Annotated in this window: 13 protein-coding genes; 8 read left to right on the plus strand and 5 right to left on the minus strand. The window is 42.4% G+C overall.

The genetic code is table 11. The features are described 5' to 3' along the window. Window positions 1-146: 146 nt before the first annotated feature. The gene (locus NFS34_RS00945; RefSeq protein WP_251357967.1) at window positions 147-5,441 is read right to left on the minus strand and encodes a S8 family serine peptidase; all 5,295 of its coding nucleotides are present in this window, start codon (window positions 5,439-5,441) and stop codon (window positions 147-149) included. A 256-nt stretch (window positions 5,442-5,697) separates the two neighbouring features. Between NFS34_RS00945 and NFS34_RS00950 the strand changes: the two genes are divergently transcribed. Genes NFS34_RS00950 through NFS34_RS00965 form a run of 4 tightly spaced genes read left to right on the plus strand, consistent with a single transcriptional unit; the run spans window position 5,698 to window position 9,041 of the window. Next, window positions 5,698-6,627, plus strand: coding sequence for a MipA/OmpV family protein (locus NFS34_RS00950; RefSeq protein ID WP_251357968.1), 930 nt, complete (start codon window positions 5,698-5,700; stop codon window positions 6,625-6,627). A 19-nt stretch (window positions 6,628-6,646) separates the two neighbouring features. Then, window positions 6,647-7,102: a DUF3019 domain-containing protein gene (locus tag NFS34_RS00955; protein ID WP_251357969.1), complete on the plus strand. Its 456-nt coding sequence runs from the start codon at window positions 6,647-6,649 to the stop codon at window positions 7,100-7,102. Window positions 7,103-7,107: 5 nt separating this feature from the next. Beyond that, a complete protein-coding gene (locus NFS34_RS00960; protein ID WP_251357970.1) occupies window positions 7,108-7,803 on the plus strand; it encodes a response regulator transcription factor in 696 nt (231 codons plus the stop codon). Between the two features lie 2 nt (window positions 7,804-7,805). Next, window positions 7,806-9,041 carry an ATP-binding protein gene (locus tag NFS34_RS00965; RefSeq protein ID WP_251357971.1) on the plus strand — a complete coding sequence of 412 codons (1,236 nt, stop codon included), beginning with the start codon at window positions 7,806-7,808 and terminating at the stop codon, window positions 9,039-9,041. Between the two features lie 42 nt (window positions 9,042-9,083). Here NFS34_RS00965 and NFS34_RS00970 read toward each other — a convergent pair whose 3' ends face one another. Together NFS34_RS00970 and NFS34_RS00975 are read right to left on the minus strand one after the other, a co-directional pair. Beyond that, window positions 9,084-10,313 carry a nucleoside recognition domain-containing protein gene (locus tag NFS34_RS00970; protein ID WP_251357972.1) on the minus strand — a complete coding sequence of 410 codons (1,230 nt, stop codon included), beginning with the start codon at window positions 10,311-10,313 and terminating at the stop codon, window positions 9,084-9,086. A gap of 263 nt (window positions 10,314-10,576) precedes the next feature. Next, window positions 10,577-11,095 carry a DNA-3-methyladenine glycosylase gene (locus NFS34_RS00975; RefSeq protein ID WP_251357973.1) on the minus strand — a complete coding sequence of 173 codons (519 nt, stop codon included), beginning with the start codon at window positions 11,093-11,095 and terminating at the stop codon, window positions 10,577-10,579. A 224-nt stretch (window positions 11,096-11,319) separates the two neighbouring features. On the opposite strand from NFS34_RS00975, the gene ttcA reads away from it, so the two are divergent. Beyond that, complete coding sequence (gene ttcA / locus NFS34_RS00980; RefSeq protein ID WP_251357974.1) at window positions 11,320-12,207, plus strand: tRNA 2-thiocytidine(32) synthetase TtcA; 888 nt, start codon at window positions 11,320-11,322, stop codon at window positions 12,205-12,207. Window positions 12,208-12,220: 13 nt separating this feature from the next. Continuing rightward, entirely contained in the window at window positions 12,221-12,673 is a 453-nt protein-coding gene (locus NFS34_RS00985; RefSeq protein ID WP_251357975.1) for a thioesterase family protein, read from the plus strand. Window positions 12,674-12,685: 12 nt separating this feature from the next. On the opposite strand, the gene NFS34_RS00990 is transcribed toward NFS34_RS00985, so the two are convergent. Further along, a complete protein-coding gene (locus NFS34_RS00990) occupies window positions 12,686-13,720 on the minus strand; it encodes a lipid A deacylase LpxR family protein (protein ID WP_251357976.1) in 1,035 nt (344 codons plus the stop codon). Window positions 13,721-13,968: 248 nt separating this feature from the next. On the opposite strand from NFS34_RS00990, the gene NFS34_RS00995 reads away from it, so the two are divergent. Further along, entirely contained in the window at window positions 13,969-16,071 is a 2,103-nt protein-coding gene (locus NFS34_RS00995) for a M13 family metallopeptidase (protein WP_251357977.1), read from the plus strand. Window positions 16,072-16,135: 64 nt separating this feature from the next. Here the strand turns inward: NFS34_RS00995 and NFS34_RS01000 are convergent, their stop codons facing one another. After that, a complete protein-coding gene (locus NFS34_RS01000) occupies window positions 16,136-17,245 on the minus strand; it encodes a sorbosone dehydrogenase family protein (RefSeq protein ID WP_251357978.1) in 1,110 nt (369 codons plus the stop codon). 135 nt (window positions 17,246-17,380) lie between these two features. Here NFS34_RS01000 and NFS34_RS01005 point away from each other — a divergent pair, with 135 nt between their 5' ends. Then, on the plus strand, window positions 17,381-19,624 hold the full coding sequence (locus NFS34_RS01005; RefSeq protein WP_251357979.1) for a tetratricopeptide repeat protein: 2,244 nt from the start codon (window positions 17,381-17,383) through the stop codon (window positions 19,622-19,624). The last annotated feature ends 382 nt before the right edge of the window (window positions 19,625-20,006 follow it).

Consider the following 20,006-nt stretch of genomic DNA (forward strand, 5'->3'; position numbering starts at 1 on the left):
GTTGGTGCTTTATGCTGTTGCGATAGCGATTTTGGAAGATTTAAGACAGCTCAATTAAGCGCCAAACAACAATGTGTAGTGAAAAACCACTCTGCATAAAAAAGCTCAGACCCTAGGGCCTGAGCTTTATTCTTACAAAACCAATGTTAGCTTTGTTTAGCGAAACGCTGTCTGAAGAAGACTCCTAGCATTGCTAGTAGAATCCAACTGATAGCACCACCACCTGAGCCGCCGTCACCATCGCCTTCTGGATCTGGTGTTACTGGTTGCGCAGCCACTTCAACTTGAACGGTTTGTTCAACCGCTAAATTGCCGTCGCTGACCATCACAACAAAGCTGTGCGAACCTGCCGCTAAGCCCGTTACGCTGGTTGCAGCGGCAGAAGCGTCAGCAATAGTACCGTCGCCTGACCATTCGAAGCTTAAGACATCGCCATCAGGATCATAGCTTGAAGATGCATCCAAGTTAACTGTCTCACCTTCTGTGATACTAATTTCGCTAGCCGCAAGTTGCACGACCGGCGCATCGTTCTCACCAGTAATGGTCACTTTAAAGCTAGTGCTCATTGCGTCTGTAGGCTGATTATTATCACTTACCGTTACGGTCACTTCAGTAACACCACTAAAGTCCTTGTTACCGGTAATGTCAAAGGTTGAACCATTCTCATGGCCGTTGACAACCGCAGTGATGCCTTCGCCAGAAACACTGATGGTATTGGAAACATTATCGTTATCCATATAAGCCACTTGAATGCCTTCGATAGTGCCTTCTTCTATCATTTCCTGATCATCAATACTAAATAACATGATGTTGGAAGGAACGGTTAAAGTTTCCATCAAGTGTTTAGTTTCAGTTCCATCAAGGTCAAGCTGGGTATTGATGACAAAATCTTGGCCAATCGCTTCAGGCTTAACCTTAACTTTAAACTCAACTTCAAAGGCAGTAACTTCTGGCCCATTGTAATCTAAACAAACAACCATATCGTCTTGCAGGAAACTATCGAGTCCTCCAAAACCATTATTATCAGGGATGATGCTTTGGTTAATATAGCCATCTACCGGAGCACCTGCCCAAGGGCTAGCGCCGCCATGAACACCAGCGGTTGCTGTTTTTTCAACGGTTACAGATTGCTGAAACTCAGAACCATTGCCTTGATAATCAGCAAAGTTTAGATTGTCGTAGGCATAGACAAGTTCATAATCACCCGGGGCACTACTATAATCACGTGCGATAATCAACTGCGCATCCACTTGAGTGCTAGAATTAGGGTTTGGCCCCCAACCGGCACAACCTCGGAAGTTACAACCCACCCCTTCTAGGTGCTGAAGATTATCCCACTCGATAATAACATGAGTGCCTTGGTTATTTTCATCCACCAATTGAACAAAACTAATACCCGAAGATTCGGCTTCGTTTTCACTCGCAACGTAGGGAGCACCAAACTCCATACCTTGAGAGCCAAAACCAGCAACACCATACCAAAACACGCCCATATTAGCGAAAGATGGTGCTTTGTAATTGTCATTAAAAGCTACATTTTGGTAAGAACCAAAGAAACCTGGCGCTATACCATGCAAATCAACCATGCCGTTACCCCAAATATAGAAGCTATTGCTGTTGAAAACATAACCATCATGGTAGTTGTAGAGTGAGTAAGTTTCTCCTTCAGTAGCACGCGAATCTTGGTAGAGTTCACTCAAGGTTAGCTGTAAAGCAGGCTCACGATTACTTTGCGGAGCGTTTTCTAACGGCATATAACCGTAATCAAACAAATTAATGTAACCGCCGTCTTCAACAGGCGTACGACAAGAAGCATCCGTGATCGAGTTAGTAATTAAGTACTCGCGTGCTCGATCGCGACTGTTAGTTTGGATACCTGAAAAGCTAAAACTATTTGCTTCTTGAGTAGCTTCACCGTTAATGAAGCGGTTTTGGACTAACTTCACGCTATCGCTAACCAGCTCTAACCCATCAGGAATTTGCGAAGAAAGATTAAAACTACGATCAGATCCGCTTAAATTAGCCATCACTGATACTTTATAGTCGATCACATCCTCGACAACCGCACCATTTTTACTGGATGTCATCCGAACATTGTCTTGACCGCGCATAAAGTTGACTCCAATAATACCTAAATTACCAGAATCATTTTCTCCAGAGCTAAATTCAATCGCGGTATAATACTTTTCTCCATCAGCAAAAGACGGGGCATTAAGCTGTAAAGCGATATCCGAAAAAGCCTCTTCATCGCTATAGCTAGGAGCTTCTACGGTTAGATTATCAGCTGGTTCATTCAATACCACCGCAGTAGCTACTTTGTGTTGAAAGACTGCGTCTTCAATACCTTGATAGCTACGCTTGTTATGGTTGTGTTCTTGCCATACAACCCAGTAATTACCTGCCTGAGGGTTTGGTATATTACACCAATCTTTAAGCTCAAAAGACTTAGCAACTGATTTACAAATCGCTTCGTTGTCATAGTCAATCACACCATCTTCATTAAAATCAATACCGACATAAATACCAGCATTACCCACAGGATCTGTATGTTCTTTAGGATCAATGGCTCCTCGACTTTCAATCACCTCGGCGACAAAGCGCTTTGCATTTTCAGGAACTGTAACCCAGCTTACTTTTACTCGCTCTAAATCTTGCGCAATTTCAAAAAGGTTTTCACCGTTTCCATTCACTCGCTCAATCAGCTCAAGCTCTTCAATATTAGCTAAAACTGGTTGATAAGCTTTACTGATAATCTGCGGCGCAACCCCAAAAGCAACTTGATTGATACTATGGCTCGTTTTAGATGAGTCAACTTTATATTCAACAACCTCAGGTAGCTTACCACTATCAAGCTGCATCTCGACATTCATCTGAGCTACTGGAGTAGAAGCATTTTCGTGAGTTAATAAAACTTTCCCGAATACACTTTGACCTCGAGCCGAAGAAATTGCGCTTTGAGAATCTACCCATGAACCGGTAATGAGCAGTCGCTGAGTTTCGCCAGCCGCCAAAGTGAAGCTTGCTGGAAAAACCTCAACACCAACACTATACTCGCCCGTTTGAGTAGTAACTTCCCAGCTGCCATCAACGGTTGCGGTCACTTCGCGCACCCAGCTGCACGACTTGAAACACTTCGAATCAACCATGTTCGGAGTATTCAAAGCACCCAAATTACCGCCTTGGTAAGGATTCGCAATTTCATAATGTTCTACAGGCACATTCATAATCAAACCCGAATGAATGGCTTTGTCTACTTGCGCAATTCCTGAGCCATAGAACCAAGGATTAGTTTCATCAGGGCGACCGAATTTATCACCAACTTGATCATTAGCTGTTAATTGCAATGCAGACATTACCTCAGAAGGCGTCCAATTCGGTCTGGCTTGCTTAATCAAAGCCATAGCACCAGCGATATGGGGGCTGGCCATAGAGGTACCGCTAATCGTATTAAAGGCTGTGGGGCTAATATATTGCGTAAAAGGTTGATCTTCAGAATAAGCAGAATAAATGTCTGAGCCTGGCGCGGTAATAGACGGTGCTGTTGCTTCTCGATACTCGTCAAGCCAAGCGTAACCTATCGAACTAAAGGATGAAATAGCGTCCACCAAGCCTTCATTAACCGATGAACTGGATTGAGTTGCTGGAATCGTGCCCATATGACCATCAGAATCATTTAACCAATCCACCATCGTTTGAGCATCATATCTGTCCATCTGCATGGCAGGAATTGTATGTGGTAGTTGTGCATAAAAGTCTTGTGAAGACTCTTCTGTATTATAAATTACAACCCCAGCACCGCCGCCAGCAGCAACGTTTGCAGATTTGTCAATTAAAGGAACATCTCCACGCTCACAAAAAACGATCTCGTTGTTGCTAAATGTACCTGCCATAAAAGGCGAAGAACAAAGTGCATCACCATAATTAGAAGCTAGAACCAAGCTTCCAGTAACACTCTCGATATTAATTCCTTGAATGTCAGTTCGATAGCTAGGAGGAATTGCCGTCCCATTGTAACTCAAGTTTTCAAAACGCTTTGCGGTTTGTACATTAAAACTTCGCCCATGCTGACTTGAAGCTACTGATAAAACCCAAGGTGAAACGTGGTTCACCGAACGAAAAGCACCAGCATTACCTGCCGAAGCAGCAACATTAATGCCAGCTTCATGCGCCGCTAAGAAAGCCAACTCTACAGGATCGTTGTGCGAGTCATAACCACCAGAAATTGAGTAGTTTAAAACATCTACGCCATCTAAAATGGCTTGCTCAATAGCTTGTATGGCAACACTTGTAGGACAACCTGCCCATTTATCACCACTATTTCCTGGATAGCAAGCCTGATAAGAAATAACATTAGCATGCGGCGCTATACCGGACATTTGATTGATGGTTAAGCCAGTATCAATACCACTACTTGAGATGGCTTGGGCTGGTAATTTGTAAGGAACATCGTACAAGACATTACCAGCGGCGATGCTAGCAGTATGTGAGCCATGACCTTGGTAATCTTCACCGTTAGCTGGGCGAGACTCTTCAAATTCAGGATCGCTAAAAGCATGGGTTATGCTAGGTGTCGACCAAACCCCGATCAATTTATCATTACATAAGTTAGCAAATTCTTCAGCGCTACAATCGTGTAAATAATTGCCTGTGCCCAGTGGGTTTTCCACGGTATAACCATCGTCACCAGTTGCAGCAAAAGATGGATGTTGAGTATTAATACCAGTATCAATAACCCCTACTAACATCCCCTCGCCCTTAATACCATCAGGGCTTCCAGCTGTGCTAGTGTCAGCCCAAACCGCTGGAACATTTGTACGCTCAGGGGCAACATCCATTAATAATTCATGTTTAACATTGCGAGAAATATGGATTACTTCACCAAGCTTAGCTAATTGCTGGGCTTCTTGCTGAGTCATCTCGGCAACTACCGCATTTACCGCAATTTGATGTTGTCTTTTAATATTTAAATTAACGCCTACCGAACCTGCTTTGCTGATAAAGGCGTTTTGCTTAGACTGTAACTTACTAGTATAAGCGGCGACCGCAGAGTGAGATTTTAGATTGGCACTTCTTGGCCCCATGGTTTTATTCGAAAATAAATGCTTGGTAGCTCCTTGGCCCTTTGCATCACCAGTGTATAGCGCTGCTGGTGCATCTTTTAGTTGAATGATGTAAGTATGAACCCCACCAAGATTTTTCTCGGCAGTGAATTTACGTTTTGGGGTTAATTTAACATTGGCCCCATAGCCTTCGAGCAAAGCATCGGTCGAATCCTGTGTCTGATTTTTACTGGCTTCCACCCGAGCTTTAACCGCTAGAGGGCTAATATCAATCTTTTCCAGCTGATAGTCTTTTTTACCTATCGCGTCGCTGGCAGCTGCCGTCATTCCTGCTGAATAAACAGCAGCGGCAACAACTGTAGCTATAGTCTTAATTTTCACCGCGAACTCCTAGTTGTGTTAGTAATACAATATGAAATATTTTTTTAGCGGCGCTAGGTATAGCACAGAGATATTTAATAAGCGGAGTAAAGATTTGTACGAAATTGTACGATTAATGAACGATCAATGAGTTCGCCAAACTTTGTACGAATTTGTACGAATAACCGTTACTGGTTGGACAAGACTAATCGGCCATTGATAGACTAGACGCCACTTATATTAGGAGATGTGCGCCTTTTATCGCTTACCCATTTTTATGAAATATTTGATAAAATATTTGCTAACTTTTTTCATACTGATCTCATTAGCCTCTGTGGCTGCCGAGCCAGTAGAAGTTAAGCTGATCTCCAGTGTTAGCAAGAAAATGACTAGTGAGAATCCAAGCGACTCTCTAAAAGAGGCTGATTCAAAAAACTCGGAAGAGCTAGACCATGATCAAGTTGCAGTAGGAGAATGGAATTTTTCCTTAAGTCTAGGGTATGGCCAAGTAGAAAGCCTGATCACAGGAGTGGATGACTTCGATCTTTACCTGCTGCCCAATATCAGTTATTACGGTGAAAAGTTTTATCTAGAAAATACTACTTTAGGATACAGCCTGTTTGAACAGGAAAACTTCTATATTGATCTCGTTGGACGCCTCAACGAAGACGGAGTTTATTTTAAACTCGATGATTTCGGCGTCTTTTCAGCACTGGGGGTTCCGCCGCCTGGCCGTGGGCCTAATCCACCCCAACCCGAAGATGTGGATAGACATCTATCCTATCTAGCCGGTTTGGAGCTGAATTATCAAATTGCCGGCTTTGATCTACGCACGGGTTACTACCACGATATCAGCGGTGTTCACCATGGTTACGAGCTGGATTTATCGGTTGCGCGCTACTTTACTATCAGCGAACACTGGTCATGGTACTTGGCAGCTAGCGCAACCCATAAAAGTAAGAAACTACTTAACTATTATTATGGTTTGGATGAAGATGAGAGTTTAACCAGTTTTTTCAGCTATTCACCTAATTCTTCTGGAACCAATTATTACTTAACGTTAAGTACCGAATACATGATTAATGACGACTGGTCATGGCATGGTTTTGTTAAACGGAACTATTTAGCTGATGAAATTCAGGATAGTTTGATCATAGAGAGGAAGCATATAGATACCTATTTTCTTGGCGTGAAATACCGATTCTAAGACTTATGAATAAGGGCTTATGAATAAAACGGGGAGGACTCTTAATAATTTTTGTCTCTTGTTGCTAACAGGGATAGGACTTCTTTATGCCGCAAATGACGCCCAAGCTGCCAGCCCTTGGAAAAAAAACCCACGTGAATCAAGAAGCGATTCTGCCAAACTGGCTATCACACCTTCTGTATGCGTTATTAAACAAAAGGGCGATAGTTGCCAGCAAAGGCTCACCCTCTTATATCGCAGCAAACAACGGCATAATATTTGCATTTACCACTCTTTTAGTAACGAACCTATTTGGTGTGACAACCAAGTCAAACAAGCCGATTTGGAAGTGACTATTACGGCCAGCAAAAATATCAAACTAACGGCGAAAAATAATGATAATAACGACACTCTTGCCACAGCAACATTTGCTCTTAGCGTTTTTCAACCCGTGAAAAAAAGAAAGCGTCGTCATTACGGCATAGGTATACTGTAGTAGCCATGTTAGATTGCAAAATACTCTTAATTGAAGATGACCTGCCGCTGGCAGAATTGATCCAGGAATACTTGGAGGCTCAAGGGTATAGGCTCAAACATCTGGCGAAAGGGCTTGATGTCCACCAGCTAGCCGATGATGAAAATTTTGATTTGATTCTATGCGATGTGATGCTACCCGATATCGATGGCTTTAACTTAAATGGCATACTGCAAGAAAAATTCCAATGCCCTATTATCTTTTTAACCGCGCTTAGCGATGACGAAGATCAAATTAAAGGTCTAGAGCTAGGAGCAATTGATTACATCGTTAAACCTGTAGAGCCCAATGTACTGTTGGCGCGTATTCGGGCTAACTTAAGAAAAAATCAAAGTCCAGTTTCTGCTGAAAACATTACCATTTCTGATCTAACGCTTGATAAACATAAGCAAGTTGCAACGCTCAACGGCTCAGCGCTGGATCTAACTAGCCAAGATTTTGAATTACTCTGGATTTTTGCCCAAAACCAAGGGAAAATTTTATCCCGTGAATTTTTATTTCAAGCCATTATTGGCCGCGAATATAATGGACTTGATCGAACAGTTGATGCAAGAACCAGCCGTCTACGCAAAAAAATAGAAGACTTTAATGTTCCTGGTTTAGTGATCCGGACGGTTTGGGGTAAAGGTTATTTATTCACCTACACCAAGGCTCTCGGCTAGCCATGAAGTTTCAGTTTTACCGCTTTTACGCGCTTATTATTTTGGCCGCTGCGTTATTGGTTTGGTCTTTTAATTCCATTTACGAAGCAACCCAAACGCCCAATAGCAGTTACCAAGTTGAAGTAGATGACTTAATCCAACGTTTTCACCATGACAGCGATTTGTCTGCCGATAAAGAGCAACGATTACCTACTTTTGAAATTATACAATCGCAAACGCTAGCCCTACCGGAAGATTTAGCCGCAATGCTCGAACAAGGAAAAACCATCGCCATTGCAGATAATAACAACCGAACTTTTTATTACAAAAAAAACGATGCCGAATTACTAACTCGCTTCGGCCCCTTTGAGCACCAATCCAACGATTCGCAATTTGAACCTTATGTGATCCCATTGTTTTACAGCAGCCTAGCTTGCTTGTTGTTGTTTTTAATGCGACCAATTTTTCGTGACTTGCAGCAGCTACAACAAGATGCGCTAGAATTCGGGCGTAAGCCAGTCGCCATGCAACGGTCTATTAAGGAATCATCCAATATCTACCCCTTGGCCAATTCCTTTTACGGTATGTCCAACAAGATCTTAAACTTTATTCAGATGAACAAAGATTTGTCGCGCACTATTTCTCATGAAATCCGAACTCCACTCGCGCGCATGAAATTTATGCTAGAAATTATTGAGCCAAACATCAGTGCCAACCAAAAAATGCGTATGAAAAATGATATTGCGGAAATTGAATCACTGGTTAACGATTATCTATCTTTTGCCAAAGTTGAGAATGAAACAGATAACATTCATAGAGAGTTTCATTGCATGAAAACCTTTTTACAGGAAATTTATGATAAGTTTTCCATCTATCAAGATCAGATCTTAATTGACTGCCATAGTGAGGATGTTCAGGCTTATTTCGACAAAGGGTCTATGTCAATTGCTGTGCAGAATTTGCTAACCAATGCTTTGCGCTTTTCTAAAGAAAAAATCAGTTTGGACTTCTACCTTGATCAAGAGCAGTGCTTGTTGTCAGTGGAAGATGACGGTCCTGGGGTGGGTGATAACGCCGCTAAACTGATGCAACCTTTTAGCCGTGAAAATGCTAAAGAGCAAAACCATAAAGGCTTTGGTCTAGGGCTTTATATTGTACGAAAAGTTGCGATCTGGCACGAGGGTGAGTTTACGATTTCGCAGTCCAGTAAACTTGGTGGCGCCAAAATGCAGATCCGCTGGCCTAACCAAAGCAAATAACTACCCCAGCGCTTTGCCTTGACCAAGCAATATTAAGACAAATTAAGCGAAAAACCAGTAACTTAATAAAATTGCGGCAACAATACCCGCCAAGTCAGCAATTAAACCACAACCCAATGCATGGCGGATTTTCTTAATACCTACAGCACCGAAATACACCGTTAGAACGTAAAAAGTGGTCTCTGTGCTACCTTGAATAATCGCTACCAATTTACCTGCAAAAGAGTCGACTCCTTGCGTTTCCATGGTTTCGAGCATCATGGCTCGCGCGCCGCTGCCGCTAAAAGGACGCATTAAAGCGGTTGGAATAGCATCTACAAAATCAGTATCGCCGCCCAAGCTGGATACCAATTTAGCCACCAATGCGGAAAAGAAATCAATGACACCGGATACTCGTAAAGCACCAATGGCTGTGAGCATTGCAACCAAATAAGGAATAATGGTCACCGCAACCTTAAAGCCCTCCTTAGCACCTTCAACAAAAGTTTCATACACCGCAACCTTTTTGCGCCAACCAAAAAGTAAAATACCAACAATCGCCAACATCAATAAGAAGTTTCCCATTGCTGAGCTAATTTCGGTCATTTGTTCAGCTGGCAGCCTTACTAAAGCCCAAACTATTAACCCGATCACTCCTATAAATACGGCCGCATAAGCTGCTATAACTCGATTAAATAACGATATTTTTTGCATAATTGCCACGGCTAACAGACCAAAAAAAGTCGAGGCGCAGGTTGCTAACAATAGGGGTAAAAACACTGCGGCCGGATCAGCCGCACCCATTTGCGTTCGATAGAGCAAAATGGTGATTGGAATGATGGTAACTGCTGAGGTATTTAACACCAAAAATAAAATTTGTGCATTTGAAGCAGTATCTTTTGTCGGATTAAGTTGTTGCAACTGCTCCATAGCTCGAATCCCCATAGGGGTAGCAGCATTATCCAAACCTAGCATATTGGCCGCCATATTCATGCTGATAGAACCTAGCGCAGGATGCCCAGCGGGCACTTGCGGCATTAACTTTCGGAATAATGGCGATAAAGCTTTTGCCAATAAATTGACCAAACCACTTTTTTCCGCGATTTTTAATAAACCAAGCCAAAAGGCTAGAATCCCTATCAAGCCGATGGAAATTTCTACACTCAGTTTAGCCATATCGAATATAGCTTTAACCAAGTCGGGAAACGATTGGCTATCACCGCCCACTAGCCACTGATAAAGCGCTAATACAAAAGCAATCACAAAAAACAACAGCCACAGGATATTTAGCATAAAATTTGCGTCAAGGTTAATCCAATAGCTGCAACTTACTGTAAATCCAAACTATCGACAACAAAAAAAGCCCTTGAACTGAGCAAAACAGTCAAGGGCAGGGGTTTCTCTTACTTTAGTATCAAAGTTGGTAGTCGATAGGTATTTATTCTTATTCCATGTATCCGTTTATTATTGTTAAGCTCCATTGGCGTTAAGTATAGGCGCTTTTAACCAATGCTATTATCAAGTTTGAGACAAAAAGTTCTAACAAAAGGACATTTTCAGCTGCTATCGGCAATTTTCCATAAATACCAGCTAGCGATACTTCGGTAAGGCTGCCAAGGTTTGCTAATCTTTAACATCTGCTCGGCGCTAGGTTTTGTTGGCAATTGATACAGTTTCTGCATCCCCCTTTGCAAGCCCACATCCGCAGTTGCCAACACATCAAGATGTCCTAAAGCAAAAACACAAAACATTTGCGCGGTCCAAACGCCGACACCCTTCAAGCCAGTTAGGGCAGTGATTACCTCGTCCGTACCTTGTCCATACAGTTCCTTAAAGCTAATCTTGTTATCGATTTCCGCTTGAGCAATCGCATGACAATAGCTAACTTTGGCATTCGACAAACCGCACTCTCGCAGCTGCCGATGACTGAGCGCCAAAATATTTCGCGCATTTATCTTTTTTCTGCCAAGTGCTCGCTCAACTCGTCCGACAATAGTGCTGGCAGCCTTAGATGATAGCTGTTGTGAAATAATACTGCGAACCAAATACTCAAAAGGCGAGCGCGAAAAAGGCATTATTTGACACTTTCCAAAGCATCCTATTAAGTCTATAAAGTTTCGCTCCACCGCACATAAATGCTTTTCTCCGCGTCGTAAGCGCAGTTTAAAACCATGAAAAGATGTCGCAGCGGTAGTCGATTGCATCAGCTCAATCTACTGAATTTTGCTAATAAATCCTAGCGTAATCGACTAAAAATTCGGCTATAATAACGCCTTTCGAGATTTACCATTAGCACATCATGCTGGCCAAGAAAGAAAAAACCAATTTCAATAAATTGCAAAAATGCCTAAGACGTAACATGGGCGAGGCAATCGCCGACTACAATATGATCGAAGACGGCGATAAGATCATGGTCTGCCTATCTGGCGGTAAAGACTCCTACACCCTGCTTGATATTTTGCTGAGCTTACAAAAAAGCGCACCGATTAAGTTCGAGCTAATCGCGGTTAACTTGGATCAAAAGCAACCTGGATTTCCTGAGCAGGTTTTGCCTAATTACTTAAAATCCATCGAAGTGCCCTTCGAGATTATTGAGGAAGACACTTACAGCGTGGTTAAGCGGGTGATCCCAGAAGGCAAAACTACCTGTGGTCTCTGCTCACGATTAAGGCGTGGGGTGATCTATGGCTGGGCAGAAAAAAATGGCATTAACAAAATCGCTTTAGGTCACCACCGTGACGATATCATTGAAACCTTGTTCTTGAATATGTTCTTTGGCGGCAAACTAAAATCAATGCCGCCAAAGCTCAATAGTGACGATGGTAAGCATATCGTCATTCGACCACTGGCCTACGCTAAAGAAAAAGATATCGCTCAGTACGCCAAATTCAAAGAGTTTCCGATCATTCCCTGCAACCTATGCGGTTCGCAAGAAAATCTACAACGGCAGAATATCAAAATGATGTTACAAGATTGGGACCGAAAATATCCTGGCCGAATCGAAACCATCTTCAAATCCATCACTAATGTTGCGCCATCGCATCTTGCCGATACGGATTTGTTCGATTTTAAGAGTTTACAGCAAAGCTCGAATGAAGAAGACTTACTATTTGACGCGCCGGAATTTAATTCTGCAGCCGAAGATAAAGGCGCGCTCAACCCACTCAACATCGTGAATTTATCTTAAGGATACTTTGTGCATGACACCTGAAGAATTTAAAGCCGCCTTTCCAGTTATCCAACCAGTAACCGTTGCTTGGGGCGAGATGGACGCCTTTCAACACGTTAATAATGTTGTCTACTTACGCTATTTTGAATCGGCGCGGATTGCTTATTTAGAAGCCATGGGCTTAAGCGCCAAATTAGAAGATAAGAACCCTGAGCAACAACCGATTGGGCCCATCTTGGCGGACAATTATTGTCGCTATCGCCGTCCGGTCACTTTTCCCGATCAACTGTTTATCGGCTGTAAGATCACTGAACTGCATGAGTTTGGCTTTTCTATGGAATACCAAGCTTATAGCGCACAACAAAAAACCGTAGCGACCAAAGGCACTTCCCGAGTGGTGATGATCAATTATGTCACTGGTGAAAAAGTCGCCATGAACGACGACTTATTAGCGAGAATTAAAAAAATACAGGCGCTACCCTAAGCACTATTCCGACTAGCCACGCCAAGCGAGGGTTACCGTACCGTACTTATAGTAATCAGTTTCAAAAGTATCGAAAGCATCATTACCTAAGTCACGATCAGCCACAGCAACGGTAAGACTCCAATTGCTCCAAGAATACGCAAAACCAATGGATGCACCATAAGTAAAGTTATTGTAGTCAACTGAATTACTGTCAGCAAAGGTATTACCATCCAAGAATACGGAATAGCCACGGTAGTTGGCTCCGACTTCCATATAGAAATACCAAGACTCTTTAAAGGCTAATGGGTTGGTCACTCGCGAGCTTTGCAATGGCACACTACCAAAAGAGTTTTCAAGTGAAGTACCCCAGCGCATTGTAGCTGAAGCGGCCAACGAAGTATCAATCGTGCCTATACCTAACTCCGCTCGACTCAAGAAATCAAAAGTATCGTTCTCACTCACCCAGTTTCTGAAGGTGCGACCTCGTTTCAATTGGAATACAATTTCATTAGAGCTTTGATTGCCCCAGCCTTTGGGGTCATCAGAACCGGTTATATCGTGTACCGCTATCTGAGTTTCTTTGGCAAGTGAAGCAGGACCAATAACCCCTAAGGTTAAACTGACATCATCAGCAAAATCATCTGCTACCACAAGATAAGTATTTGAAAAATAAAGCAAACCGGTATAAGGCAAATCATCGGGTATATACTCTTCTACTTCAATATCATCAGGGGTAGACATGGTTTGTCCAAAAGTATAGATATTGACAGAGTTACGCAGAGGCGAATCTGTGACTAAACCTGCTAACGGCGAAACAAGGCCGCCAGGGCCCACTGCATCGGATACCCCAACATCATACCAAGATATCATCAATCCGTTGGTATAGCCGCCATCACCGCCCACAATAATATCGTTATCTATAGTGACGGATGTCCAAGAGTTAATCTGAGAATCTTTCGAATTTTTGTCATCCTGGTCGTCAGCATAACTGACGGAGGTTGAGAAAAGCATTGACACGAAAGTGCTTAACAAAAGACTTTTTAGAAAAAGAGATTTGATATTCATAAGCTATTCCTTTGGCCTAACACGATAATTTCATTGTGAGTCATTAAAACTCTAGTGTCAAACTTAAAACTGCCAAGTAAATCAAAGAGTTAATAATTATTGTAACACTCTGTTACCATAAAATAGTTGCTGTAAAAGTTGACGACTTTCTATTGCCCCTAGTTCTGGTAGTATATCCGGCTGAAAATATTTTTTATTAAAGTATCAACAACTTAGTCAAATTAAGTTTCTTAAAGAAAGGTGTCATTATGAAAAAGTTTGTGATCAGCGCCGTATGTTTAGCAGTAGTTGCTGCCTGTTCAGACGGTTCTAAAGAGAAAGCAAAAAGCAGCGCTGCTGGCGAGCAAAATGTCCAATCCAAGGTTGAAAAGCCCCTTGAGAAAAAGGTCGAAGCGCCAAAAGCTTTAGTATCAGGCATTGATAAATCTAACTTTGATATGTCAGTCCGCCCGCAAGACGATTTGTTTCGTCATGTAAATGGCACTTGGCTTAAGGAGTTTGAAATTCCAGCAGACAAATCTAATTATGGCGCCTTTACCCTTCTGGCTGAAAAAGCAAAGGAAGACGTGAAAGCCATTATTGAAGAAGCCTCTAAATCAAATGCAGAAAAAGGCTCTGACGCGCAAAAAGTGGGTGACTTGTTTAAAAGTTACATGAATGAAGACAAGCTGGAAGCGCTAGGAACTGCGCCACTTACTCCTGAGTTTGCCAAAATCGACGCGATCGAGAATTTAGATGATTTGTCGGAATATTTGGCCTATGCGCAAATGATCAGTACCGCACCAATTGGGGTGTTTGTTTACGTTGATCCGCGCGATACCGAAAACTACATCACTCAAATGGGTCAATCAGGGTTAGGCTTACCTAGCCGCGAAACTTATCTTGATGAAGATGAAAAAAGTGCAGAAATTCGCAAAGCTTACGTTGAACATATGAGCAAAATGTTCGAATTAGCCGGAATAGACAAGCCCGAAGAAAAAGCGGCATCCGTAATGAAACTGGAAACGGAATTAGCTGCAAAGCAATGGGCGAAAGAAAAACTGCGTAACCCAGTAGCCACCTACAACAAAAAATCACTCGATGAATTAAAAGCGTTAATGCCTAATACCAATTGGGAGCTTTGGAAAAAAGCAGCTATGGTTAGCTCAATGGACAAGGCTATTGTCGGCCAACCCGATTATTTCACGGCAGTAGACAAAATGCTCAAAGAAGTCTCGCTGGACGATTGGAAAACCTATTTTAAATGGCATCTAATAACTAATGCCGCCCCCTTCTTGAATAAAGCGATGGATCAAGAAAACTTCCGCTTCTACCAAGGCGTTTTAAGCGGCGTTAAAGAACAAGAGCCTCGCTGGAAACGCGGTGTTGATGTGATTAACGGTGTTTTAGGCGAAGTGGTTGGTAAAATTTATGTAGAAAAACACTTTAAACCGGAAGCTAAAGCTAAAATGACCAGCTTGGTTGAAAACTTACGTAAAGCTTATGGCCAAGGTATCAAAGAGCTTGAATGGATGGGCGAAGATACCAAAAAGCAAGCCTTGGATAAATTGGCTAAATTTGATCCAAAAATCGGCTATCCGGACAAGTGGAAAGACTACTCTGAACTCGACATTGATGCCGCTGATTTAGCTGGCAATATGCGTCGCGCCACTATGGTTGCCGTCAAACAAAATCGCGAAAAGCTAGGGCAACCTATCGACCGCACTCAATGGTTTATGAATCCGCAAACGGTTAATGCTTACTACAACCCAGTGATGAATGAAATCGTTTTCCCAGCAGCTATTTTGCAACCACCCTTCTTTAACCTTGAAGCAGATGATGCGGTTAACTATGGTGGCATTGGCGCAGTCATAGGGCATGAAATGGGGCATGGTTTTGATGATTCCGGCTCACAATTTGATGGTGATGGCAAATTACGCAACTGGTGGACCGAAGATGATCGTAAGGAATTTGAAAAGCGCACCGATAAGTTGGTCGCACAATATAACGACTTTACGGTGTTAGATGGCGTTCACGTCAACGGTGAATTTACCCAGGGCGAAAATATCGGCGATTTGGGCGGCTTAACCATTGCTTATAAAGCTTATCAATTGTCCAAAAATGGCAAAGAAGCCCCTATTATTGACGGCATGACCGGCGACCAAAGAGTCTTTTACGGCTGGGCGCAAGTGTGGGCGCGTAAATATCGTGACGAAGAGTTGCGTAAGCGAATCAAGACGGATCCGCACTCGCCAGCAGAGTACCGCGCCAATGGTACTGTTATGAATATGCCAGAGTTCCATCAATCCTTTGATGTTAAACCTGGTGACAAGATGTATAAGGCTCCAGAAGATCGTGTCAAAATCTGGTAATTTATCGTTTTGTTAACAAAAAGGCCTACCACTGTAGGCCTTTTTTAATGCTCTCTAAACTCGATTATTTTGCTGATCCGTTATAACTGACTCGGTAAATCTTACTAAAACCATCGTCAGAAATGAGTAGCGAGCCATCGCTAAGCATAATCACGTCCGCAGGACGCCCTAACGTCTCTTCTCCATCCAACCAACCAGTGGCAAAATCGGTTTGCGAAACCACCTTACCCTGCTCATCCCTTTGAAGATTCACCACCTTATAGCCAACCTTGGATGAGCGATTCCAAGAGCCATGTTGCGCCACAAAAATCGAATTTTGATATTCCTTAGGAAACTGTTCTCCTTGATAAAAAAGCATTCCTAAAGGCGCTACATGCGCTTGGAACTCCCAAGCAGGCTCGACAAAATCCATCTTGGGTCGATCATTTGCAAAGCGTTTATAAAATTTTGGATCTTTTACCGCTTTACCGTGCACATAAGGAAAACCAAAAAACTGCCCCGCTTCACTAACTTGGTTAAGCTCGCATGGCGGTACATCATCACCCATCATATCGCGGCCATTATCGGTGAACCACAAGTGCTTAGTTTTAGGATCCCAATCGAAACCGACACTATTTCGAACGCCGTTGGCAACCACTTCCGACTCACCATTGGTCACATCAATGGCAACGATGGTTCCAAACCGCTTATCTTCCGACAAACAAATATTACAAGGGACACCTATAGGAACATAGAGTCGCCCGTCAGGGCCAAACTTGGTGTACTTCCAACCATGATGGGACTTATCGGGTAAATTATCGTAAACCACCTCACTTTTGGGCGATTTATCGTAACTAGTATCAATATCCTTGATCCGAATCACCTGATCCACTTCAGCAATATAAAGATCACCATCTTTATAAGCTAGACCACTAGGTAAGTTCAGCCCATCCATAACCAACACGGTTTTATCTGCTTTAAAATCACCGTCAGAATCGATAACCGCGTGCACTTTGCCAGCCCGCATAGAACCCACATAAATAATGCCCGTTTTAGATAAAGCCATTTGTCGCGCACCTTCAACCTCGCTGGCGAAGACATCAATTTGGAAGCCTTTAGGAACCTCAGCACTGTGTACAAATGTTACAGTGGCGTAAAGTAGCGTAAAAAGCGCCAATTTAATTTGATTAATCATAGTATCCGTTTGACCCTCTTAGGTTGAATCTTTACTATTAAACTACTGAATTTTCTAAAGTTACAATACTATAAACCTATGTCTGATAATACTGGCTTTTTCTCACAACTCACAAAAAGGCGCCTCCCTCAATTTTTGGGTATTTTCCTAGCCGGTAGTTGGACCGCTTTAGAATTTACCCAATGGGCGGTAGGACGCTATTCGTTGTCTCCTGATTGGGAAGAAGTTTTAGTAGTATTCTTATTACTCTGCTTACCACTGATTTTAGTGTTAGCTTGGCACCATGGTGCACCAGGCAAACAGCACTGGACTCTGTTTGAAAAAATCTTCATTCCGCTATACGGCATAGCAATCCCGCTAACTCTGCATCAAATTTATCAAGATACAGACTTAAGCAGAACCGTTGAAACAGTAATGGTGCAAGATGCTTCCGGTAAGATGCAAAAAAAAGCGGTTGCCAAGTCAGAATTTATAAAACCACTGATCGTTTACCCACTCAAAAATCTCACTAACAAACCCGAACTAGATCCCTTGGCGGCTATTAGTTCGGAAGTCATTAATCGCGATTTACAACAAAACATTTTTTTCTCAAGTCTCGATGTAAGTATGGTCAGCAATGCTTTTAAGAGCGACAACCAAAGCTTTAAAAATCAGCCTTTATCTTTCCAAATAAACTTTGCTAAAGAGCGAAAACGTGATTACCTAATTAATGGCAGCCTAAACCAAGTTGGCAACAATTATCAGATTAAGATTGCGCTATACAACAGCAAAAACGGTCGTAAAGTCAGAGATTTTTCTGCTGAAAACAGTAACTATTTTTCGGCAATTGATGAGCTCACCCAAAAGGTCAATGACCACTTTTTTCCGAACGGCCTAGAGTTTACCGATCTGCCTATTGAAGATTTATACACTAACAACTGGTCAGCGTTTGAAAGCTATGTCCAAGCACGAATTATTGAGCTCTTTGGTAACAACAAACAAGAATCCGAAACTCTCTATATCAAAGCCCTTGAGCAAGATCCTACGTTTTCGATGGCAGCGTTTGTGTATTCACTCTATAACATCCAACAAAATAAAATTGTTAAAGCCCGCGAATTATCTCTGCAAGCGCAAAAACATCACAATTACCGCTTTACTGATAGGGAGCGCTTCCCAGTAAATGCCACTAGCTATTTTTTGACCCAACAAAGGGACAAAGGCTTTCATGCTCTTGATCAATGGATTCTGCTTTTCCCTACCGATTGGCAGGCTTACTTTATGAAAGCCCAATTTCTACAGTTTAATAAAGGTAGTGAAGACGAGGCCGTAACTAACCTTAAAAAAGTTATAGAGTTGGATCCATCTCAAAGCTACCTGTGGGATATGATTGGCGATATCTATAATGCTGCTGGAAAATATCAACTGGCATTAGACGCCTATGAAAAATATTCCCAAAGCAACCCCAACAATCCTATTGCTTACAAAAACTTAGGCGATCTTTACATCAAAGAAGGCAACTTCGATTCCGTTATTAGTAGCTACCAAAAAGCCTTGAGTATTGACCCTAACAACCCTAATGTGCTTGCCAACCTTGCCAATGCCTATTCTCGTACCGGCCAATTTCAAAGAGCCGAGCAGAACTTCTTACTCGCGATTGAAAACAGTAATACGCCAGCGGTACTTTTGGGCAACAGAAGAAGGCTTGCTGATTTTTATTGGCAATATGGAAAGCGTAAGGAAGCAGTTAAGTACTTGCGTCAAGGTTTTGCAGACTACTCGCAAACAGAATCAAAAACCAAAGCTATGCAAGTGGAAGCATTGCACCTTTGGCAATACCATCTTGCTGGCGAAGTTGATCTCGCAAAAGAATTAGTCGAGCAGGCAGTACAATACGCTCAAGAAAATGAAGAAGATATTTTAATTATCAATACCCAGATTGGCAAAGCCATGCTGCTCAATCAACTTGGACAGTCCGATGTGGCACTAACGGTCTTTGATGAACTCATACGAATTGGAGAGTCCTACGCTGATTCCAACACAGCAGTGATCAATTATCATAAGGGTATGAGTTATTTCCATAACCAACAATACTCGCAAGCCCTAGAAGCTTTTGCAGAGCTCAACCAACGCTTCCCTGACCGCGTCGACATTATGGAGTGGCCAGCAAAGACCTCTCTTGCCATGCAGGATTGGGATAAAGCTAAAGAGCAGTACGAACAGCTGCTAATCCTGGCTCCAGCGTTCCCTGCTTATAACTTGGCTATGGCTAAAATCATGATCGCCAACCAACAAATCCCGCAAGCCAAGGAGCATTTGCAAAAGGCACTTGATGGTTGGCAGAACGCCGATATCGAGTTTGAAGAAATGCTCGAAGCTAAAAAACTACTGGCTTCTTTGTAACAATTAAACTTACCTATTATAAAATCACAAAGGCAGCTAAGGCTGTCTTTGCAGCCTATCGTTGGCAACTTTAAACTGGGTTAACGAGTTTGTTACAATGCTTTTCGATTGCCAAAAGGACTCCTATTTATACACTCGTCAAAACTAAGCTAGTGTTTCTAACGATTAACCACAAGTAAAGTAGCGTAAAAGCTAATAGTGTTGTTAACACTTTCTTTCTATTTATTTGACCCTAACCTTTTGAATCTTTACTATTTAAAATAGCATTAAACTATTCACCCGAAGCATACCATGTCAGAAACGACCGGTTTCTTTTCCAAAATACTAGAAAGGCGCATCCCTCAATTTTTGGGTATTTTTCTAGCAGGTAGTTGGACTGCAC

Origin of the sequence: Kangiella sp. TOML190, assembly GCF_023706045.1 — a bacterium.
GTDB lineage: Bacteria > Pseudomonadota > Gammaproteobacteria > Enterobacterales > Kangiellaceae > Kangiella.